Below are 19,510 nucleotides of genomic sequence, written 5' to 3'. Positions count from 1 at the left end.
CTACTTGTCGGTGTCGACGACGTCGACGCGCACGCGTCGCCCGTCGGCGAGGGCAGCGACGAGAGTGCGGACGGCCTTGGCGGTGCGACCGGAACGTCCGATCACGCGGCCGAGGTCCTCGGGGTGCACGCGCACCTCGAGGACCTCTCCGCGCGGGGAGCTCGTAGCCACGACCTTGACCTCATCGGGGTTCTCGACGATCCCCTTGACGAGGTGTTCGACGGCAGGAGCGAGCATTGACTACGCCTCGGTGGAGGCTTCGTCGGCGGCGGGCGCCTCGGGCGCGGTGGCCTTGGCGGGAGCCTCGGACTTCGGCTTGAGGACCGGCTTCTTCTTGGCGTCGACGACGAACGGAGCCTTGGGCTCCTTCACCTGGACGGTGCTGACGGCGTCGGCGTCGCCCTTGAAGCGGCCCCAGTCGCCGGTCAGCTTGAGGATCGCGGCGACCTGCTCGGTCGGCTGCGCGCCGACTCCGAGCCAGTACTGCGCGCGCTCCGAGTCGACCTTGATGAACGAGGGCTGCTCGGTCGGGTGGTACTGGCCGATCTCCTCGATCACGCGGCCGTCGCGCTTGGTGCGCGAGTCGGCGACGACGATGCGGTAGTAGGGCGCTCGGATCTTGCCGAGGCGCTTCAGACGAATCTTGACAGCCACAATTCTCCTGTGTGGTCGTTGACCGTGAGGTCGATGATGGATGAACTGAGCCGTGAGCGTGGGGTGCACACCCGGCCGGAAGCTCGAGGGGGTTTCTTCGGCGGTGAGTAGAGGGTCGACCGCCTCGGACCCGACGGATCATTCTGCCAGAAAAACCCCCGGCCTGCGGCCCCGACACGGACACCCGTCACTCGGCGTCCGCTCCGGTCTCTGGTGCGAGGATGTGGGGGCGCGTCCCGCCCCGGTGGACGCCGGACTGACGAGGACGCCGTCATGGAGATCACCTTCGCCGAATCCGACCGCTCCACCCTCGGGATCGAGTGGGAGGTCGCCATCGTCGACCGGCAGACGGGCGATCTCGCCAATGTCGCCGACGTCGTGCTCGAGGCGCTCCGCGGCGAGGACGGATCGCCCCATCCGCGGATCACCGGCGAGCTGCTGAAGAACACCGTCGAGCTGGTCTCCGGGGTGCACCGCACCGTCCGCGACGCCGTCACCGACCTGCAGGACCAGCTGCGCCAGGTGCGCGAGATCACCGACCCGATGGGCCTGGACCTCGTCTGCTCCGGCTCGCACCCCTTCGCGCAGTGGTACGACCAGACCATCACCGACAAGGAGCGGTACCACCGGCTCATCGACCGCACCCAGTGGTGGGGCCGCAACATGATGATCTGGGGCATCCACGTGCACGTGGGGATCGAGGACCGCGACAAGGTCCTGACGATCCTCAACGCGCTCCTCGACTACTACCCGCACCTGCAGGCCCTCTCGGCGTCCAGCCCGTTCTGGGGCGGCGTCGACACCGGCTACGCCTCGAACCGCGCGCTGATGTTCCAGCAGCTGCCCACCGCCGGGCTGCCGCCGCAGTTCGGCGCCTGGGCGAACTACGAGGAGTACGTCGACGACATGATGCGCACCGGCGTCATCGACGACCACACCGAGGTCCGCTGGGACATCCGCCCCTCGCCGCAGTGGGGCACGATCGAGATGCGCGCCTGCGACGGGCTGTCCTCGCCGGAGGAGATCGGGGCGGTCGCGGCGCTGATCCAGTGCCTGGTCGAGCACCTCTCGACGCAGCTCGACGAGGGCGGGACGCTCGCGACGATGCAGCCCTGGTACGTCCGGGAGAACAAGTGGCGCGCGGCGCGCTACGGACTCGACGCCGAGATCATCCTCGACGCCGCCGGGAACGAGCGGCTCGTGACCGACGACATCCGCGATCTGCTCACGACGCTCGCGCCGGTGGCGGAGCGGCTCGACTGCGCGGCGGAGCTCGCGGACGTCGAGCTGATCCTCGTCGCGGGAGCCAGCTACCAGCGCCAGCTGCGCACCGCGGCCGCGAACGACGGCGATCTGAAGGCCGTCGTCCGCGCGCTGGCGGGAGAGCTGCGCGACGGGCTGAAGGACCCGCGGGCATGACCCGACGGCTCCTCGCGGGCGCGCTGCTGCTCGGCGCGAGCGCGCTGGCTCTCGCCGGGTGCTCGAGTGCCAGCGGCGCTCCCGCCGGAGCGGGTGCGACACCGACGGCGTCCGCCGCGACGGCCACTGCCCTGCCGTCACCGACCTCGGATCCGCTGTCCGACTCCGCTCCCCTCGCACTCGGCGGAGCGCTGCCCGCCGGCGCGCGGGTGACGATCGTGGGCGACAGCATCGTCCGCGGTCTGGGGCTCGATCCCGGACAGGCCTGGCCGGCCCTCGTCGGGGACGACCTGGGCTGGAGCGTCGTCAACCTGGGCTGCGACGGCGGCGGCTTCATCGAGCCGGGCGACTGCGGCGTGGCCGTGGGCGACCGGGCCGAGGAGATCGCCGACACCCGGCCCGACGCGATCGTGCTGATCGCCAGCAGCAACGACCTCGGCTGGACCCCCGAGGAGGTCGCCGACGCGATGGGCCCGGCGGTGCAGGCGATCGCGGAGGCCTCCCCCTCCGCGAAGCTGATCGCGCTCGACTCGGTGTGGGGGCCGGATCCGCGACCGGAGGATCTCGACGCGTACGACGCGGCTCTCGTGGGCGCCGTCGATGCCGCGGGCGGGATCGCCCTCGAGTACCCGGACCCGCTGCGCGCCGACGGGCTGCTCGCCGAGGACGGGGTGCACCCGACGGCGGAGGGGCAGGTCGCGCTGGCGGACGCCTTCGTGCTCGCCGCGGAGAAGGCGGGGCTCGCGCAGGCGATCCCCGGGGATCAGCGGGCGACCGACGCGCCCGGCTGACCCCGGGGATCCGCTCAGCGGGTGGTGCTGTTCTTGCCGTCGCGCCAGGAGAGCAGGTCGCGCACCGGCTGGAGGTCGATGTCCGGGCCGGTGATGCCGAGGGTGAAGAGCCGGGCGCCGAGGTCGAACTGCTGGTCGAGCACGCCGAAGGAGGCGTCGCCGACTCCCCCGCGGACACTCGCGCCGGTCGAGATCTCGATGGCGTCCATGTCGCGATCGACGCGTCCGCACCAGTCGGCGAGGACGCCGAGCTTGCGCTCGAGGGTGGGGACGTCGGAGAAGCTGTGCCAGATGTCGGCGTGCTCCGCGACGATGCGGAGGGTCTTCTTCTCGCCGCCGCCGCCGATCATCACGGGGATGTCGCGGGTGGGAGCGGGGTTCAGCTTGTCCCAGCGGGCGCGGATGCGGGGCATGGCCTCGGAGAGCTCGTCGAGGCGCGAGCCGGCGGTGCCGAAGTCGTAGCCGTACTCCTGGTAGTCGCGCTCGAACCAGCCGGAGCCGATGCCGAAGATCAGGCGGCCCTCGGCGCCCTTCGCGCTGATGTGGTCGACGGTGCGGGCCATGTCGGCGAGCAGATCGGGGTTGCGGTAGCTGTTGCAGGTGACGAGCGGGCCGAACTCGATGCGGCTGGTCTGCTCGGCCCAGGCGGCGAGCATGCTCCAGCCCTCGAAGTGCAGGCCGTCGGGCTCGCCGGAGAGCGGGTAGAAGTGGTCCCAGTTGAAGGCGATGTCGACGCCGATGTCCTCGAGCTCGGCGAGCGTGTCGCGGATGACCTCGTAGGAGACGTGCTGCGGGGCGATCTGGACGCCGATGCGGACGGGGCGCGGAGAAGCGGTTGTCATGCCTTCACGCTAGACCTCGCGGCGGGCCGATCGGGAGTCGCGGGAGCATGCTGATCGAGTAGGCCGCGCAGCGGGCGTATCGAGATCCACCGGGATCGGGACGAGGGGATCGGGCAGCCACTGCGCTGACGGTGGTGGGTCTCGATACGCCCCTCCGGGGCTACTCGACCAGCATGCAGAGCAAGCGGACCAATGGAGGCCGACCGGGGCGGCTACTCGCCGGCCGGGTCGGGGGACGCGGTGGGGGCGTCGTCGCTGGTGGAGCGGGCGAGCTTGACGGTGGTGGCCCCGTCGGCGTCGAAGAGGCGGAGGCGGCCGCCGTCGATCGAGGCCATCATCGCGTCCGCGAAGATCATCGGCAGAGCGACGCCGTCGCAGGCGATCATCGTGCTGGGGCCGGCGTCGACGGTCAGCGCGCCCTCGCCGTCGATCGACCATTCGCCCTGCACGCCGTTGCAGCCGTCGGAGCCGGTCCAGGTGCCGTCCTCGGCGAGGAGCAGGAACGGGACCTCGGGCGACTCGTAGGACACTCCGGTGACCCAGCGGCCCACGAGCTCGTCCGGCGCCGGGGCCGACGCGGCGTCGACTCCCGAGCCCTCGGAGCAGCCGGCGAGGCCGAGGGCGACGGCGGCCGCCGCGGCCACCGCGAAGCCGGCGCGCACGCCCCTCATCGGCCGAGGAGCTTCTGCAGCTGCTCCAGCTCCTCCGGAGTGGGCTGCGCACCCGCGCCGGAGCCGCCGCCGAGGCCGAAGCCCGAGCCGCCCGCGTTGGTGGACTGCGGGCCGGAGCTGATCGCCGCGTTCTCCGCGGCGCGCTTGGCCGGGTTGCCCGACTTGCTGCTCTTCTTCTTCTGCGGCTTCGGGCGGCCCTGGTAGCCGGCACCGGGCACGGGGCCCATGCCGGGGACGTTCGGCACGCCGCCCTTGGCGACGGTCTTCATCATCTTCGCGGCCTGGTCGAAGCGCAGGACGAGTTGGTTGACGTCGGTCACGGTCATGCCGGAGCCGCGCGCGATGCGCAGGCGCCGCGAGCCGTTCAGCAGCTTCGGGTTCACCCGCTCGGCCTTGGTCATCGACTGGATGATGGCCTCGGTGCGGACGATCTCGCGCTCGTCGAACTGGTCGAGCTGCTCGCGCATGCCCTTCGCGCCGGGCAGCATGCCGATCATCTTCTTGATCGAGCCCATGTTGCGCAGCTGCTGCATCTGGCCGAGGAAGTCGTCGAGGGTGAACGTGTCCCCCATGATCTTCTCGGCGATCTTGCGCGCCTCGTCCTCGTCGAAGGCGCTCTGCGCCTGCTCGATGAGGGTGAGGACGTCACCGAGGTCGAGGATGCGGCTCGCCATGCGGTCCGGGTGGAACTGCTCGAAGTCGTCGAGGCCCTCGCCGGTGGACGCGAAGAGGATCGGGCGTCCGGTGAGCGAGGCGACCGACAGGGCCGCGCCGCCGCGGGCGTCGCCGTCGAGCTTGGAGAGGACGACGCCGGTGAAGTCGACGCCCTCCTGGAAGGCCTTCGCGGTGGCGACCGCGTCCTGGCCGATCATCGCGTCGATGACGAAGAGGACCTCGTCCGGGTTCGTCACCCGGCGGATGTCGGAGGCCTGCTTCATCATGTCGGCGTCGACGCCGAGGCGGCCGGCGGTGTCGATGATGACGGTGTCGTACTGCTTGTCGGTGGCGAACTTGATCGCGTTCTGCGCGACCTTCACCGGGTTGCCGACGCCGTTGCCAGGCTCGGGCGCGTAGACGGCGACGCCGGCCTGCTCGCCGACGACCTGCAGCTGCTGCACGGCGTTGGGGCGCTGGAGATCGGCCGCGACGAGGAGCGGGGTGTGGCCGTCCTTGCCGAGGTACTTGCCGAGCTTGCCGGCGAGGGTCGTCTTTCCCGCGCCCTGGAGGCCGGCGAGCATGATGACCGTCGGCGGCCGCTTGGCGAACTCGAGGCGGCGCGACTGGCCGCCGAGGATCGCGACGAGCTCCTCGTTGACGATCTGCACGACCTGCTGCGCGGGGTTCAGCGCCTTGTTGACCTCGTCGCCGAGCGCGCGCTCCCGGACCTTGCCGGTGAACGCCTTGACGACGTCGAGCGCGACGTCGGCGTCGAGCAGCGCGCGCCGGATCTCGCGGACGGTGCCGTCGACGTCCGAGGCCGAGAGCTTGCCCTTCGTGCGCAGGTTCTTGAAGGTCTCGACGAGTCGATCGGAGAGGGTGCCGAAAGTAGCCATGATGCCGGGAATTCTACCGGAGCCTTCCCGGAGGTCGGACGACGGCGGCCCGCCGCGATTAACTGTACCGAGTGCAGCAACTCGTCTAGGGTGGCCGGGTGATCGAGACACTGCTCGCGGGCGACGCCGCGGATCCCCTGGACTACCGCGACGGCTGGGAGCTGCAGCGCCGGCTGCACGGCGAGGTGGTCGCCGGTTCGCGGCCGGGCACGCTCGTGCTCTGCGAGCACGCCGCCGTGTACACGGCCGGCAAGCGCACGGAGGCGCACGAGCGGCCGGTCGACGGCTCCCCCGTGGTCGACGTCGACCGAGGCGGACGGCTGACCTGGCACGGGCCGGGGCAGCTGGTCGGCTACCCGATCGTGCGGCTGCGCGAGCCGGTGGACGTGGTCGCCTACGTCCGCTCGCTCGAGGGCGTGCTGATCGACGTGCTCGACGACCTCGGTGTCGCCGGGGTGCGGGTCGACGGGCGCTCGGGGGTCTGGATCCGGCGGGGCGAGGGGGCGGACAAGATCGCGGCCATCGGCATCCGGGTGGCGCACGGCGTCACGATGCACGGCTTCGCGCTCAACGTCTCGAACAGCCTGGAGCCCTACTCCCGGATCGTCGCGTGCGGCATCGCCGACGCCGGAGTGACCACCGTCGAGCGCGAGCGCGGCGAGGCGCCCTCGATGGAGTCGGTGCGCGCCCGGGTCGAGGCGCGGTTCCGGGAGGCGGCACCCGCCTTCGCGGTCGTGGACGTCGTCGCAGGGGTCGCGGCGTGAGCGCCGAGACCGGCGGCCGGAAGCTGCTGCGCCTCGAAGTCCGCAACGCCGAGACGCCGATCGAGCGCAAGCCCGAGTGGATCAAGACCAAGGCCGTGATGGGCCCGGAGTACCGGCAGCTGCAGTCGCTGGTGAAGGACGAGGAGCTGCACACGGTCTGCCAGGAGGCCGGCTGCCCGAACATCTTCGAGTGCTGGGAAGACCGCGAGGCGACCTTCCTGATCGGCGGCTCGCAGTGCACGCGTCGCTGCGACTTCTGCCAGATCGACACGGGCAAGCCCGCGGACTACGACGCCGACGAGCCGCGCCGGGTGGGCGAGTCGGTGGCGCGGATGAACCTGCGCTACGCGACGGTGACCGGGGTGGCCCGCGACGATCTGCCGGACGAGGGCTCCTGGCTGTACGCCGAGACGATCCGGCAGATCCACGCGCAGGCGCCGGGGACGGGCGTGGAGATCCTGGTGCCCGACTTCAGCGGGCGGGCGGAGCACCTGCAGCGGGTGTTCGACGCCCGGCCGGAGGTGTTCGCGCACAACGTCGAGACGGTGCCGCGCATCTTCAAGCGGATCCGGCCGGCGTTCCGCTACGAGCGCTCGCTCGACGTGCTGACCCAGGGGCGCGACGCGGGGCTGATCACCAAGTCGAACCTCATCCTCGGCATGGGCGAGGAGCGCGAGGAGATCTCGCAGGCGCTGCAGGACCTGCACGACGCGGGCACCGACATCGTGACGATCACGCAGTACCTCCGCCCGACCCCGCGGCACCTGCCGGTGGACCGCTGGGTGCACCCGGAGGAGTTCGTCGCGATCAAGGAGGAGGCGGAGGACATCGGCTTCCTCGGCGTGCTCTCCGGCCCGCTCGTCCGCTCCTCCTACCGCGCCGGCCGCCTCTGGGCCCGCTCGATGGAGTCGAAGGGCCTGCCGGTCCCGGAGCACCTGCGCCACCTAGCCGACGCGGCCCTCGGCTTCTCCCAGGCGGTCTGACCCGCTCTCCCCCGCGAGATGCCACTTGTGCACGCCTTACACGGCGTGTCGCGTGCACAACTGGCATCTCGCGGGAGCGGGCGAGACGGCGGGCGACCGGGCCTCGTATCCTTGACGCATGTCCACGGCCACCGCGCGAGCAGTCCTTCTGCGTCGAGCGCTGGAGACGCACCGTGCCGCCGTGGACGAGGTCCTCGCCCGATACGGAGCGCGCGATCCCCGACTCTTCGGCTCCGTCGCCCGGGGTGACGCCCGCGCGGACAGCGACATCGATCTGTTCGTCGACCTCGAGAGCGGATCGGGCAACGCCCTGCTGCGGGTGGCGGGCATCGGCGAGGAGATCAGCCGCATCCTCGGGGTGCGGGTGGACGTTGTGACGGAGTCGCTGCTCCGCCGACCTGTCTCGGAGACCGCGCACCGCGACATGGTTCCCCTGTGAGCAGGTCGCCCGAGGACCGCTTCTGCGACATCCGCGCCGCGATCGACCGCTGCATCGAGTACCGGCCCTACCTGAGCGGCGACGACGACGCGATGGCCGGCATGGCCATGGACGCAGTGCTGCGCAACCTCGCCGTGATCGGAGAGGCGGTGCGCGCGCTCCCGGAGTCCGCGCTCGTGACCTTCGAAGGCGTTCCGTGGGCGGCTATCGCGGGGCTCCGCAACGTGATCATCCACGAGTATTTCCGCATCCAGCCGGAGCTCATCATCGAGATCCTCGACGAGGAGCTGCTGCCCCTGGCCGAGGCACTGCGGACGCGACACCTCTGACTCCTTCGCGAGATGCCACTTGTGCGCGCGTTTCACGGCGTGTCGCGTGCGCAAGTGGCATCTCGCGGAGGGGGAGGGAGGGCTCCCGGGTCAGGCGACGAGCTGGGCGGCGAAGACGTGGGGCGTGAAGCCGGTGAGGTCGTTGATGCCCTCGCCCTGGCCGACGAGCTTGATGGGGATGCCGGTCTTCTCCTGGACGGCGAGGACGAAGCCGCCCTTGGCCGAGCCGTCGAGCTTGGTGATGACGAGGCCGGTGACGCCGGCGTGCTCGATGAAGGCCTGGGCCTGCATCAGGCCGTTCTGGCCGGTGGTCGCGTCGAGGACGAGCAGGATCTCGGAGATCGGCGCCTGCTTCTCGACGACGCGCTTGATCTTGCCGAGCTCGTCCATCAGGCCGCCCTTGGTGTGCAGGCGGCCGGCGGTGTCGATGATGACCATCTCGATGCCGTGGGTCTTCGCGTACTCGACCGTCTGATAGGCGACGGAGGCCGGGTCCTGGCGCTCCTGCTGCGGCCGGACGATCTGCGCGTCGGCGCGCTGCGCCCAGGTGGCGAGCTGGTCGACCGCGGCGGCGCGGAAGGTATCGGCGGCGCCGACCACGACGCTGCGGTCGAAGTTGCGGAGGAACTTGGCGAACTTGCCGATGGTCGTGGTCTTGCCGACGCCGTTGACGCCGACGACCAGGATGACCGCGGGCCGCTCGCTGAGCTTCAGGGTCGTGTCGTACTTGGCGAGGCGCTCCTCGAGCGACTCGCGGAGCATCCGCTGGAGGTCGCGCGGGTCGGTCGTGTTGTAGCGGGCGACCTTGGCGCGGAGGTCCTCGACCATCTCCTCGGTGATGTCGGGCCCGAAGTCGGCGGTGATCAGGGCCGTCTCGAGGTCGTCCCAGGTCTGCTCGTCGATCGTGCGCTTCTCGAACAGGCCGCGGAGTGCGCGACCGAGCGACCAGGAGCTGCGTTCTGCCATGCGCCCAGGCTACCGGCGGGGCGGACGTCCGATCTGCAGGCGATCCGCCGTTCGCGGCGCCTGCACCTGCGGCAGGACGGGCCTGCCGGCCGGCATCGCCTGCGAATCGAACCCGTGGATCAGCCCGCCGGCGCCTCCACGCGCTGACCGACCACGGCGGAGACGCCGTCCTGGCGCATCGAGACGCCGTAGAGGGCGTCGGCGATCTCCATCGTGCGCTTCTGGTGCGTGATGACGATCAGCTGACTCGAGGTGCGGAGGTCCTGGAAGATGCTGAGCAGGCGGCCGAGGTTCGCGTCGTCGAGCGCCGCCTCCACCTCGTCCATGATGTAGAACGGGCTCGGCCGCGACTTGAAGATCGCGACCATGAAGGCCACCGCTGCGAGCGAGCGCTCGCCGCCGGAGAGCAGCGACAGCCGCTCGATCTTCTTGCCGGCCGGGCGCACCGCCACCTCGATGCCGGTGGTGAGCAGGTTCTCCGGGTCGGTGAGCCGGATGCTGCCGGTGCCGCCGGGGAAGAGCACCGGGAAGACGTCCGCGAAGGCGGCCTGGGTGTCGTCGAAGGCCGAGGCGAAGACCGTCTGCATGGTCTCGTCGAGCTCCTCGATGATCGTCAGCAGGTCGCGCCGCGTGTTCGTCAGATCGGTCAGCTGCTCGGTGAGGAAGACGTGGCGCTGCTCGAGAGCCGCGAACTCCTCGAGGGCGAGCGGGTTCACCCGGCCGAGCTGGCCGAGCTGCTTCTCGGCCTTGTCCAGCCGGCGGCGCTGCTCGTCACGGACGAACGGGCGCGCGGGCGCCTCCTCATCGGTCTCGTCGGGGACCGGGACCTCGGGGCCGTACTCGGCGACCAGCACGTCCTCGATCAGGCCGAGCTCGGAGCCGGCGCGCTCGAGCAGCCCGGTGAGCTGGAGGCGCTTCTCGTAGATCTGCAGCTCCAGACCGTGCACGCTCTCGGTGACACTCTGCAGCCGGTCGCGGAGCACTCCCTCCTCGCGGCGCAGCGCCTGCAGCTCCTCGTTCTGCTGCGAGCGGGCGGTCTCGGCGCGCAGCAGCTCGGCACGCGACTGCTGCACCGAGCGGTCGACGGAGGCGAGCACCGCGGGGATCGCGCCGGTCACGTCGGCCGCGGCGTCGTGCTGGCGGCGGCGGATCACGGCGCGGCGGGCGGCCTCGTCGGCGGCGGCGCGGTCGGCGGCGAGCTGACGCTCGAGCGACTCGCCGCGGGACTGCTCGGCTCGGACGCGCTCCTTGGCGGTCTCGACGCCGAGGCGCGCCTCGATCTCGCGCTCGCGGGCCGCGTCGACCTCGCGCTGGAGGCCGTCGCGGGCGCTGACGTCGAGGACCGGCCGCGGGCGCGAGCGGGCGACGTCGAGCTCGCCCTTCGCCTTCTGCGCCGCGGTCTCGGCGTCACCGACCCGCTCGGTGGCGATGGTCAGCGCCTTCTCGCCGCGGCCGAGCTCGGCGGTGGCGCCCTCGAGCTGCGCGCGGACCCGGCCGAGGCGCTCGGTGTGCGCGGCGCGGGCCGCGTCGTGCTCGCGCAGGGCGGCGAGGGCCAGGCGCGACTGCTCCTTGGCGGCGCGCAGGGCGCCGGTCTGCTCGGCGAGGTCGAAGCGGAGGCGGTCGATCCGGCCCTCGATCTCCTCCAGCCGGCTCGCGGCCGCGTCGCGCTCGGAGACCAGCTCGAGTCGGCTGCGCTGCCCGCCCGCTCCCCCGCTGAGGACGGCGTCCGAGACCGAGGCGCCGTCCCGGGTGACGACGGTGACGGGGTGCTCGCCGCCGGCCAGAGCGGGCCAGAGCCGGCGGGCGGTGTCGAGGTCGTCGACGACGACGACCTGCTCGAGGAGGGCGAGGACGCCGTCGGGGCCGGTGACCAGGTCGCGGGCGCGGACCGCTCCCTCCGGCACCTCGATCGCGAGGGCGGGGCGGGCGGCGTCGCCGATCAGAAGCTCGACCCGGCCGAGCTCGCGGCGGATCGCCTCGTCGAGCGCGGCCTCGGCGTGCGGCTGCGAGTCGGCGAGCACGGAGTCGGCGGCCGCACCGAGGGCCGCCGCGATCGCCGCCTCGTAGCCGCCGCGGACCTGGATCCGCTCGGCGACACGGCCGCGGATGCCGTCCAAGCGGGTGGCGATCAGCTCGGCCGAGCCGTCGGAGACGTCGAGGGCGAGCGAGAGGGCGCTGCGGCGGGCGGCGAGTCCGTCGCGCTCGCGCTCCAGGGCGTGCAGCTCCTCGCGGAGCCGCTCGATCTCGCCCTCGGCCTCGAAGACGGAGGACTGGGCCAGCTCGTAGCCCTCGTCGAGCGTGCCGTCGGTGCCGCCGCCCGCCTCGCCGATCTCGTCCTCCAGCGCGTCGAGCTGGCGCTGGGCCGCCTCGCGGCGCTGCACGGCGGAGTCGAGGGTGTTCTGCGCGCGGAGGACCTCGCCGCGGACGGCCGCGAGACGGGAGGCCGCGGTGTCGGCCTGGCCGGTCAGCTTGGACAGCTCGAGGTCGTGCCGGGAGACCAGCGCCGACTGCGCCGCGATCTCCTCGTCGGTCGCGTCCAGGGCGCCGCGGGCGCGCACCGTCGCCTTCTGCGAGTCGGTCCACGCGGTCTCCGCGTCGAGGACGGCGACGCGGAGTCGCTCCAGCTCGGCGCGCGCCTCCTCGACCATCGGCGCCGTGACGCGGGGCTGCACGGCGGGCTGCTCCGACTCCGCCTCGAGCAGGGCGAGGCGCTGGCCGGCGAGCGCCGCCAGATTGCGCAGCCGCTCCTGCACCGATTCGAGCTCGAAGGTGGTGCGCCGGGCGTCGTCGACCGCGTCGCCGACCATCTCGGACTCGATGCGCGCGGTGCGCAGCGTGCTCTGCTCGAGCCGCTCCTGCAGCACGAGGCGCTCGCTGTGCCGCTCGCTCTCGGTCCGGGCGAAGCCGTCGAGCGCGGTGCGGAGGGTGACGACGTCGTCGGCGAGCAGGCGCGCGCGGGCGTCGCGGACGACGGCGGCGATGGTCTGCGCCTGGCGGGCGACCTCCGCCTGGCGGCCGAGCGGCTTGAGCTGGCGGCGGATCTCGCCGGCGAGGTCGGAGAGGCGGGTCAGATTCGCCTGCATGCCGTCGAGCTTGCGGAGGGTCTTCTCCTTGCGGCGGCGGTGCTTGAGGATGCCGGCCGCCTCCTCGATGAAGCCGCGGCGCTCCTCCGGGGTCGCGTGCAGGACGGCGTCGAGCTGGCCCTGGCCGACGATCACGTGCATCTCGCGGCCGAGACCGGAGTCGCTCAGCAGCTCCTGGACGTCGAGCAGCCGGCAGGCGCGGCCGTTGATCGCGTACTCGCTGCCGCCGTTGCGGAACAGGGTGCGCTTGATCGTCACCTCGGTGTACTCGATCGGCAGCTCGCCGTCGGTGTTGTCGATGGTGAGCGCGACCTCCGCGCGGCCGAGCGGGCCGCGGGTGGAGGTGCCGGCGAAGATGACGTCCTCCATCTTCCCGCCGCGGAGGGTCTTCGCGCCCTGCTCCCCCATCACCCAGGCGAGAGCGTCGACGACATTGCTCTTGCCCGAGCCGTTGGGCCCGACGACGCAGGTGACCCCGGGCTCGAAGGCGAACGTGGTCGGCTGCGCGAAGGACTTGAACCCCTTGAGGGTCAGGCTCTTCAGGTACACCCGGCCGCCTCGCTCCGCTCGAAAACGCTCCCTACGGTACTCGACGGGCTCCGTCGTGCCGCGGAACCGCGCGGTGCGGCCCGGCGGCGTGCACACTGGGGAGGTGACGAGCCCAATCGACCCCGCGCTCCGGATCCGCGAGCTGCCGATCCCCGAGCACCCGGGCGCCGAGGGCTGGGACGACTTCGTCACCCTCACCGCGATCGGCAACGCCGTCGAGGCCGAGGGCACCGGCACGGACGAGCTGGGCTTCCCCGCCGAGACGAACCTCGGCGAGTGGCGGCAGCAGGAGTTCGACCCTCGCCGCGCGTTCCTCGCCGAGGTCATGACGGACGACGGCGTCCGCGCGGTCGGCAGCGGCGAGCTGCACTGGAGCACCGAGGAGGGCGACGACGCGGCCTGGCTGGCGTTCTCCGTCCTCGCCGGGGAGCGCGGCCACGGGGTCGGCTCCGCCCTGCTGGAGCAGCTGACGGCGGAGGCGCACGCGCTCGGGCGCACCGTGCTGCAGACCTGGACGGCGCACCGGGCCGACCGCTCGGCGCCGCGCCTGGCCGCCCGCTCGGGGGCCGGCTCCGTGCCCGCCGACGACCCCGGCGCGCGTTGGCTCGCCTCCCGCGGCTGGGTGCTGGAGCAGGTGGAGCGGGTCAGCGCGGTGCGACTGCCGCTGGACCCCGTGCTCGCCGCGTCCCGGCGCCGCGGTGCCCTCGCGCACGCCGAGGCCTACGAGCTGCGGCACTGGAGCGGCGCGACTCCCCAGGAGCTGGTCGACGGCATGCTCGCCCTGCGCGCGAGCATGTCCGCGCAGGCGCCCACGGCCGGGCTGTCCGTGCCCGAGGAGACCTGGACCCGCGAGCGCCTCGAGGCGCACGACCGCGAATCGACCGCCGGCGGGCGGGTGGAGCTGACCTCGGTCGCTCTGCACGAGGGCCGGCCGATCGGCTACTGCACGGTCGACGTGCTTCCCGGCCGCGCCGCGCTCTGGGGCGCGACGCTCGTGCAGCCGGCGCACCGCGGGCACCGGCTCGGCATGCTGCTCAAGCTCGACGCGCTCGAGCACCTGGCCGCGGCCGACCCCGACTGCCGTGCCGTCTACACCTGGAACGCGGAGGAGAACCGGCCGATGCTCGCCGTCAACGAGGCCGTGGGGTTCCGCGCGATCGCAGTGGAGGGCCAGTGGCGGCTCGACGAGGTGGCGCCGTGATCCCGCTGGTGGAGCCGGGGCCGGTGCTGAGCGCCGCCGAGCGCGAGCGCTTCGCCCGGCAGATCCGGCTGTCGCCGCTCGGCGAGCTCGGGCAGCGGCGCCTGCGGAACGCGCGGGTGCTCGTCCTCGGCGCGGGCGGCATCGGCTCCCCGGTGATCACGGCGCTCGCCGCGGCCGGAGTCGGGCATCTCGGGATCGTCGACGGCGACGTCGTCGAGGCGTCCAACCTCGCTCGGCAGACCGCGCACGACGAGTCGTCGATCGGCTCGTCGAAGGCGGAGTCCGCGGCGGCGACCGCGCGGCGGCTCTCCCCCGGGATCGATGTGCAGGCGTTCCCCGTCTCCTTCACCGGTGCGAACGCCGACGCGCTCGTCGCCGGCTGGGACGTGGTGGTCGACGGCTTCGACACCTTCGGCTCGCGCTACCTGGCCTCGGACGCGACGACCCGGGCCGGGGTCCCGCACGTCTGGGGCTCGGCGCTCGGCTTCGACGGCCAGCTGTCCACCTTCTGGGCGGCCGCGCCGGGCGGCGGGGTCACCCTGCGCGCCCTGCACCCCGGGGCCGAGGACGCGGCGGACAGCTGCGCGACGGTCGGGGTGCTCGGCTCGCTCTGCGCGGCGATCGGCTCGGCGATGGCGAGCGAGGTGGTGAAGCTCGTCACGGGCGTCGGCGAGCCGCTGTTCGGGCGCATCGTGGTGCACGACGCGCTCGACGGCTCGTGGAGCGAGCTGCCGCTGGCCCGCGCGGTGCCGCCGGTGGCTGCGGTGCTCGCCGTGGCCGGCGCGGTGACCGCCGACGAGCTGCGGGCGCGGCTCGCGGGGCCGATGCCGCCGACGGTCGTCGACCTGCGGGAGGACGACGAGGACCGCTCCGTCGCGATCCCCGGAGCGGTCCGGCTGCCGATGTCGCGGTTCGACCCGGCGCTGCTGCCCGCGGGGCCGCTGGTGCTGCACTGCGCCTCGGGCGTGCGCTCGCGGATCGCAGCCGAGCGGGCGGCGGCGGTGGGGATCGCCTCCGACTCTCTGCTCGGCGGCATGGTGGGCTGGCGGAGCTGATCCGGGCTGGTCAGCCGCCGGCGAAGGGCGGTAGGACGTCCACCGAGGCGCCGACGGGCAGCGGAGTGGCGCGGTCGGTCGTGGAGACACCGTCGACCAGGTAGCTGCAGCGGGCGAGGACGTCGGCCGCGGACGGGACGGCGGCAACCAGCGCGGCCTCCAGGGCGGCCAGGTCGGCCACGCCGTCGAGCTCGTCGGAGGCGCGCCCGAGGGCGGCCTTCGCCGCGGCGAAGTAGCGGACGCGCACGCTCAGCCGCCGATCGCGCTCATGGTGCGCTCGGGCTGCACGAATCCAGCCCGGTTCATCTCGTGGCCGGCCGGCTTGGCCCACATCGCGCCGCGCCAGAGCTGGGCGACGTGGTGGTCGTCGGCGCCGGAGCGCATCGCGCCGAGCAGGTCGGTCTCCTCGTTGGAGAAGAGGCAGCTGCGGACACCGCCCTCGGCAGTGAGCCGGGTGCGGCGGCAGTCGCCGCAGAACGCCTCGGTGACGGAGGCGATGATGCCGACCGTGCCGAGCAGCTCGTCGGAGCCGATCGCGCGGACGTCGAAGAGCTCGGCGGGCGCACCGTCGCGGGGAGCGGCGTTCGGCGTGAGGACGAAGCGCTCCGAGAGCAGCTCGCGGATCATCGCCGCCGTGATCATCGTCGAGCGGTCCCAGCCGTGGTCGGCGTCGAGCGCCATCTGCTCGATGAAGCGGAGCTGGTGCCCTCCGGCGAGCGCCCAGGCGAGCAGCTCGGGCGCCTCGTGGTCGTTGATCCCGGGCAGGAGCACCGCGTTGATCTTGGTCTGCTGGAGTCCCGCGGGGCCGAGCGCGTCGATGCCGGCGAGGACCCGGTCGAGGAAGGGGCGGCGGGTGACCTTCGCGAAGGTCTCGGCGCAGATGGAGTCGAGCGAGACGTTCACCCGGTCCAGGCCCGCGTCGGCGAGCGACTGCGCGCGACCGGAGAGGCCGATCGCGTTGGTGGTCAGCGAGATCTCGGGGCGCGGCTCGATCGCGGCGACGTCGCGGATGATGTCGACGAGGTCCTTGCGGAGCAGCGGCTCGCCGCCGGTGAAGCGGATCTGGCGGACGCCGAACTGCTCGACGGCGATGCGGGCGAGGCGGACGATCTCCTCGCGGTTCAGCAGCGAGGCGGGCGGCTGGAACGGCAGCCCCTCGGCCGGCATGCAGTAGGTGCAGCGGAGGTTGCAGCGATCGGTGAGCGAGATCCGCAGGTCGTCGGCGACGCGTCCGTAGCTGTCGAGCAGCAGCGGGGTCTCGGGCCGCTCGGCCGGGAGGACCGCACCGCGTGGGCGGGGCCGGATGCCGGGGATCCCGAGTGCTGTGCTCATCCGGACAGACTACGCGCCGGATCCGGGCCGGAGCGGGCAAGATGGAGACGTCCCTGCCGCCGGTCAGGAACGCCTCCGCCCCGTCAGGAACGCCCCGCGCCGTCAGGAGCGCTTTCGCCGGCCAGGACCTCCGAGAGGACCCGATGACCTCGATCGATCTGCACGCCGCCCGCGTGCGCGCACTGCTCTCGCCGCTGGCCACCCGCGGCGCCCGTGAGACGCTGGCGCTCGCTCCCGCCGCGGTCGCGGCCGACCCGGGCGCGTACGACCGCCGGGTGCTCGCGCGCTCGGTCGACGCTCCGCTGGATCTGCCGCGCTTCGACAACTCGCAGATGGACGGCTTCGCGGTGCGGGCGGCGGACCTCGCCGCGGCGAGCGCCGGCAGCCCGGTCTCGCTGCCCGTGGCCGCGCCGATCCCGGCCGGCGACCGCGCTCCCCGGCACGAGGCGGGCACCGCGGTGCCGATCATGACGGGCTCGCCGCTGCCGGCCGGGGCCGACGCGGTCGTCGCGATCGAGACGGTCGACCCCCCGCGCTTCCCCGCCCCGGGCAGCACCGACGCCCAGGTGGCGTTCTCGCGCCCCGTGGTCGCGGCGGCCTTCGTCCGCGCCCGGGGGAGCGACGCCAAGCAGGGCGAGCTCGCGCTGCCCGCCGGCACCGTCCTCCGCGCCGCGCACTACGGCCTGCTCGCCTCGCTCGGCCTGACCGAGGTCGAGGTGCTCCCCCGCGTCCGCGTGCTGGTCGTGCCGACCGGGCACGAGATCCGCGCGGCCGGCTCGGAGCTCGAGGACGCGCAGATCTACGACGCGAACGGCTCGCTGCTGGCCGAGGCGGTCCGCGAGGCCGGCGGCCTGCCGATCGTGGTGCCCTGCGGCAGCGACCGGCCGGAGGACCTTCTCGCGCTCCTCGACGCGCACGCGGCCGAGGCCGACCTCGCGATCACCGTCGGCGGTGTCAGCGCGGGCGCCTACGAGGTCGTCCGCGACGCGCTCGGGGCGGCCGGCTCGGAGTTCGGCCACGTCGCCGTGCAGCCGGGCGGACCGCAGGGACTCGGACTGGTCCGGGTCCGCGACGACCTGCACCTGCCGATCGTCTCGCTGCCGGGCAACCCGGTGAGCGCCCTGGTGTCGTTCGAGCTGTTCCTGCGGCCCGTGCTCCGCTCGCTCGCCGGCCGGCTGCCGGCCGAGCGCCCGCTGCTGCGCGCCCGGCTGGCCACGCCGCTCGACTCCCCCGGGCACCTGCACCAGATCCGGCGCGGCACCCTCGACGACGAAGGGCTCGTGCACGCCGTCGGCGGCCCGAGCTCGCACCTGCTCGCGTCCTACGCTCGATCGAACGTGCTCATCCACGTCCCGATCGGGACCGAGCACGCCGCGACCGGAGACCCGGTCGAGATCTGGAGGATCGATGACTGACACGACGGACAGCCCGCCGACCACCGACGGCACCGAGCTGACCCACGTCCGCGGCGACGGCGCCGTGCACATGGTCGACGTCGGCGGCAAGCAGGTCACCTCGCGGGTCGCGGTCGCGGAGGGGTTCGTCGAGACGACCCCCGACGTCGTCCGCCTCCTCGCGCAGGGCGAGCTGCCCAAGGGCGAGGCGCTCGGCGTCGCGCGCATCGCCGGGATCATGGGCGCCAAGGCCACCTCCGCGCTGATCCCGCTCTGCCACCCGCTGGTGCTCGACGGCGTCGACATCGACCTCGAGCCCGGCGACGACCGCGTCCGGATCGAGGCGCGCGTGCGCACGAGCGGCCGCACCGGCGTCGAGATGGAGGCGCTCACCGCCGTCAGCGTCGCCGCGCTCACCGTCTACGACATGATCAAGGCCGTCGACCGCGGCGCCGTCATCACCGGCATCCGCGTCCTGGCGAAAGAGGGCGGCAGGAGCGGCTCATGGAGCCGGTCGTGAGCCGCACCGCGGTCGCGGTGGTCGCCTCCACCCGCGCCGCCTCGGGCGTCTACGAGGACCGCACCGGTCCGGCGCTGCTGACCTGGTTCGAGAGCCGCGGCTGGAGCGGCCGCGTGGTCGTCGTCGCGGACGGCGACGCGGTGGGCGAGGCGATCTCCGACGCCCTCTCGGCCGGCATCGACGTCGTGATCACCACCGGCGGCACGGGTGTCGCACCGAGCGACGTCACTCCGGAGCAGACCGCGCCGCTGCTCGAGCGCGAGCTGCCGGGTCTCGCCGAGGCGATCCGCGCGCGCGGCGCCGCGCACGTCCCGACCGCCGTGCTCAGCCGCGGGCGCGCGGGGGTCAGCGGCCGCAGCGTGATCGTCAACCTGCCCGGCTCCCCCGGTGGCGTCCGCGACGGTATCGACGTGCTCGAGCCGATCATCGGCCACGTGCTGGACCAGCTGGGCGGGGGCGATCATGTCCGCTGATCCCGTCGCCCTGGCCCGGATCGCCCGCGACCCCGTCACCGTCGACGAGTGCGAGCACGCCGTCGAGTCGCCGACCCACGGCGCCGTCGTCACCTTCGCCGGGATCGTGCGCGACCACGACGAGGGACGCGGGGTGCTCCGGCTCTCCTACGAGGCGCACCCGGAGGCGCCGGCGGCCCTGCTCGCCTCGGCCCGGCGGATCGCGGAGCGCTTCCCCGAGGTGCGGGTCGCCGCGGTGCACCGGGTCGGCGACCTCGTGGTCGGCGATCTCGCGCTCGCCTGCGCCGTCGCCTCCGCCCACCGCGCCGCGGCCTTCGAGGCCTGCGCGGCGCTGGTCGACGACATCAAGGCGACCGTGCCGATCTGGAAGGAGCAGTCGTTCGTCGACGGCAGCTCGGAGTGGGTCGCGTCGCTCGGCTGAGCCTCCGCGGCGGGCTCGGAAACACGAGCGTCACACGTCTGAGGTTCACTGGGAGGAGCGCGCCGTCGGCG

Annotated in this window: 21 protein-coding genes; 12 read left to right on the top strand and 9 right to left on the bottom strand. The window is 73.1% G+C overall.

The features are described 5' to 3' along the window. Entirely contained in the window at positions 1–237 is a 237-nt protein-coding gene (locus EDF36_RS05385) for an RNA-binding protein (protein ID WP_123445714.1), read from the bottom strand. A 3-nt stretch (positions 238–240) separates the two neighbouring features. Beyond that, on the bottom strand, positions 241–654 hold the full coding sequence (gene rpsP / locus EDF36_RS05380; RefSeq protein WP_123445713.1) for a 30S ribosomal protein S16: 414 nt from the start codon (positions 652–654) through the stop codon (positions 241–243). A 273-nt stretch (positions 655–927) separates the two neighbouring features. On the opposite strand from rpsP, the gene EDF36_RS05375 reads away from it, so the two are divergent. Together EDF36_RS05375 and EDF36_RS05370 are read left to right on the top strand one after the other, a co-directional pair. Further along, entirely contained in the window at positions 928–2,073 is a 1,146-nt protein-coding gene (locus EDF36_RS05375) for a glutamate--cysteine ligase (protein ID WP_123732177.1), read from the top strand. After that, the gene (locus tag EDF36_RS05370) at positions 2,070–2,864 is read left to right on the top strand and encodes an SGNH/GDSL hydrolase family protein (RefSeq protein WP_123732176.1); all 795 of its coding nucleotides are present in this window, start codon (positions 2,070–2,072) and stop codon (positions 2,862–2,864) included. Before EDF36_RS05375 ends, EDF36_RS05370 begins: the two co-directional genes overlap by 4 nt. A 14-nt stretch (positions 2,865–2,878) precedes the next feature. On the opposite strand, the gene EDF36_RS05365 is transcribed toward EDF36_RS05370, so the two are convergent. From EDF36_RS05365 to ffh, 3 genes are all read right to left on the bottom strand, one after another. Next, the gene (locus EDF36_RS05365; protein WP_123732175.1) at positions 2,879–3,706 is read right to left on the bottom strand and encodes an LLM class F420-dependent oxidoreductase; all 828 of its coding nucleotides are present in this window, start codon (positions 3,704–3,706) and stop codon (positions 2,879–2,881) included. Positions 3,707–3,918: 212 nt separating this feature from the next. Continuing rightward, on the bottom strand, positions 3,919–4,377 hold the full coding sequence (locus tag EDF36_RS05360) for an META domain-containing protein (protein WP_123732174.1): 459 nt from the start codon (positions 4,375–4,377) through the stop codon (positions 3,919–3,921). After that, the gene (gene ffh, locus EDF36_RS05355) at positions 4,374–5,930 is read right to left on the bottom strand and encodes a signal recognition particle protein (RefSeq protein ID WP_123732173.1); all 1,557 of its coding nucleotides are present in this window, start codon (positions 5,928–5,930) and stop codon (positions 4,374–4,376) included. The genes EDF36_RS05360 and ffh overlap by 4 nt, the downstream gene beginning before the upstream one ends. Positions 5,931–6,028: 98 nt before the next feature. On the opposite strand from ffh, the gene lipB reads away from it, so the two are divergent. The 4 genes from lipB to EDF36_RS05335 all read left to right on the top strand — a co-directional run bounded on the left by lipB (position 6,029) and on the right by EDF36_RS05335 (position 8,445). Then, positions 6,029–6,694: a lipoyl(octanoyl) transferase LipB gene (gene lipB, locus EDF36_RS05350; RefSeq protein WP_123732172.1), complete on the top strand. Its 666-nt coding sequence runs from the start codon at positions 6,029–6,031 to the stop codon at positions 6,692–6,694. Further along, positions 6,691–7,677: a lipoyl synthase gene (gene lipA, locus EDF36_RS05345; RefSeq protein WP_185020374.1), complete on the top strand. Its 987-nt coding sequence runs from the start codon at positions 6,691–6,693 to the stop codon at positions 7,675–7,677. The genes lipB and lipA overlap by 4 nt, the downstream gene beginning before the upstream one ends. Positions 7,678–7,795: 118 nt before the next feature. Continuing rightward, positions 7,796–8,116, top strand: a complete 321-nt coding sequence (locus tag EDF36_RS05340) for a nucleotidyltransferase family protein (protein WP_123703290.1) — start codon at positions 7,796–7,798, stop codon at positions 8,114–8,116. After that, positions 8,113–8,445 carry a DUF86 domain-containing protein gene (locus tag EDF36_RS05335; RefSeq protein ID WP_123703288.1) on the top strand — a complete coding sequence of 111 codons (333 nt, stop codon included), beginning with the start codon at positions 8,113–8,115 and terminating at the stop codon, positions 8,443–8,445. Before EDF36_RS05340 ends, EDF36_RS05335 begins: the two co-directional genes overlap by 4 nt. A 90-nt stretch (positions 8,446–8,535) precedes the next feature. Here EDF36_RS05335 and ftsY read toward each other — a convergent pair whose 3' ends face one another. Continuing rightward, the gene (gene ftsY, locus EDF36_RS05330; RefSeq protein ID WP_123732171.1) at positions 8,536–9,411 is read right to left on the bottom strand and encodes a signal recognition particle-docking protein FtsY; all 876 of its coding nucleotides are present in this window, start codon (positions 9,409–9,411) and stop codon (positions 8,536–8,538) included. A 119-nt stretch (positions 9,412–9,530) separates the two neighbouring features. Continuing rightward, positions 9,531–13,043 carry a chromosome segregation protein SMC gene (gene smc / locus EDF36_RS05325; protein WP_123732170.1) on the bottom strand — a complete coding sequence of 1,171 codons (3,513 nt, stop codon included), beginning with the start codon at positions 13,041–13,043 and terminating at the stop codon, positions 9,531–9,533. A 103-nt stretch (positions 13,044–13,146) separates the two neighbouring features. Here smc and EDF36_RS05320 point away from each other — a divergent pair, with 103 nt between their 5' ends. Continuing rightward, positions 13,147–14,244: a GNAT family N-acetyltransferase gene (locus tag EDF36_RS05320; RefSeq protein WP_148059972.1), complete on the top strand. Its 1,098-nt coding sequence runs from the start codon at positions 13,147–13,149 to the stop codon at positions 14,242–14,244. Next, a complete protein-coding gene (locus EDF36_RS05315) occupies positions 14,241–15,299 on the top strand; it encodes a ThiF family adenylyltransferase (RefSeq protein ID WP_123732168.1) in 1,059 nt (352 codons plus the stop codon). Before EDF36_RS05320 ends, EDF36_RS05315 begins: the two co-directional genes overlap by 4 nt. 10 nt (positions 15,300–15,309) lie before the next feature. Here EDF36_RS05315 and EDF36_RS05310 read toward each other — a convergent pair whose 3' ends face one another. Both EDF36_RS05310 and moaA read right to left on the bottom strand, forming a co-directional pair. Beyond that, complete coding sequence (locus tag EDF36_RS05310; RefSeq protein WP_221181608.1) at positions 15,310–15,546, bottom strand: MoaD/ThiS family protein; 237 nt, start codon at positions 15,544–15,546, stop codon at positions 15,310–15,312. A 2-nt stretch (positions 15,547–15,548) separates the two neighbouring features. Further along, complete coding sequence (gene moaA, locus EDF36_RS05305) at positions 15,549–16,631, bottom strand: GTP 3',8-cyclase MoaA (RefSeq protein ID WP_123732167.1); 1,083 nt, start codon at positions 16,629–16,631, stop codon at positions 15,549–15,551. Between the two features lie 143 nt (positions 16,632–16,774). Here moaA and glp point away from each other — a divergent pair, with 143 nt between their 5' ends. Genes glp through EDF36_RS05285 form a run of 4 tightly spaced genes read left to right on the top strand, consistent with a single transcriptional unit; the run spans position 16,775 to position 19,439 of the window. Continuing rightward, positions 16,775–18,046 (top strand): gephyrin-like molybdotransferase Glp, encoded by a 1,272-nt coding sequence (glp, locus tag EDF36_RS05300; RefSeq protein ID WP_123732166.1) that lies wholly within the window; start codon positions 16,775–16,777, stop codon positions 18,044–18,046. Next, a complete protein-coding gene (gene moaC, locus EDF36_RS05295) occupies positions 18,039–18,545 on the top strand; it encodes a cyclic pyranopterin monophosphate synthase MoaC (protein ID WP_123732165.1) in 507 nt (168 codons plus the stop codon). The genes glp and moaC overlap by 8 nt, the downstream gene beginning before the upstream one ends. After that, entirely contained in the window at positions 18,542–19,018 is a 477-nt protein-coding gene (locus tag EDF36_RS05290; RefSeq protein WP_260300533.1) for a molybdenum cofactor biosynthesis protein B, read from the top strand. Before moaC ends, EDF36_RS05290 begins: the two co-directional genes overlap by 4 nt. Continuing rightward, a complete protein-coding gene (locus EDF36_RS05285; protein WP_123703271.1) occupies positions 19,008–19,439 on the top strand; it encodes a molybdenum cofactor biosynthesis protein MoaE in 432 nt (143 codons plus the stop codon). The genes EDF36_RS05290 and EDF36_RS05285 overlap by 11 nt, the downstream gene beginning before the upstream one ends. Positions 19,440–19,510 lie beyond the last annotated feature (71 nt).

The sequence above is a fragment of the Rathayibacter sp. PhB152 genome (genome assembly GCF_003751395.1).
Classification (GTDB): domain Bacteria; phylum Actinomycetota; class Actinomycetes; order Actinomycetales; family Microbacteriaceae; genus Rathayibacter; species Rathayibacter festucae.
The sequence above is the reverse complement of the archived record's forward strand: the minus strand, read 5'-3'. Positions and strand labels throughout refer to the sequence as shown.

Bases quoted from the DNA above. Each gene is read 5' to 3' on its own strand.
- EDF36_RS05385 (WP_123445714.1), bottom strand. From the start codon at position 237: ATGCTCGCTCCTGCCGTCGAACACCTCGTCAAGGGGATCGTCGAGAAC.
- EDF36_RS05375 (WP_123732177.1), top strand. From the start codon at position 928: ATGGAGATCACCTTCGCCGAATCCGACCGCTCCACCCTCGGGATCGAG.
- EDF36_RS05370 (WP_123732176.1), top strand. From the start codon at position 2,070: ATGACCCGACGGCTCCTCGCGGGCGCGCTGCTGCTCGGCGCGAGCGCG.
- EDF36_RS05365 (WP_123732175.1), bottom strand. From the start codon at position 3,706: ATGACAACCGCTTCTCCGCGCCCCGTCCGCATCGGCGTCCAGATCGCC.
- EDF36_RS05360 (WP_123732174.1), bottom strand. From the start codon at position 4,377: ATGAGGGGCGTGCGCGCCGGCTTCGCGGTGGCCGCGGCGGCCGCCGTC.
- ffh (WP_123732173.1), bottom strand. From the start codon at position 5,930: ATGGCTACTTTCGGCACCCTCTCCGATCGACTCGTCGAGACCTTCAAG.
- EDF36_RS05340 (WP_123703290.1), top strand. From the start codon at position 7,796: ATGTCCACGGCCACCGCGCGAGCAGTCCTTCTGCGTCGAGCGCTGGAG.
- ftsY (WP_123732171.1), bottom strand. From the start codon at position 9,411: ATGGCAGAACGCAGCTCCTGGTCGCTCGGTCGCGCACTCCGCGGCCTG.
- moaA (WP_123732167.1), bottom strand. From the start codon at position 16,631: ATGAGCACAGCACTCGGGATCCCCGGCATCCGGCCCCGCCCACGCGGT.
- glp (WP_123732166.1), top strand. From the start codon at position 16,775: ATGACCTCGATCGATCTGCACGCCGCCCGCGTGCGCGCACTGCTCTCG.
- moaC (WP_123732165.1), top strand. From the start codon at position 18,039: ATGACTGACACGACGGACAGCCCGCCGACCACCGACGGCACCGAGCTG.
- EDF36_RS05285 (WP_123703271.1), top strand. From the start codon at position 19,008: ATGTCCGCTGATCCCGTCGCCCTGGCCCGGATCGCCCGCGACCCCGTC.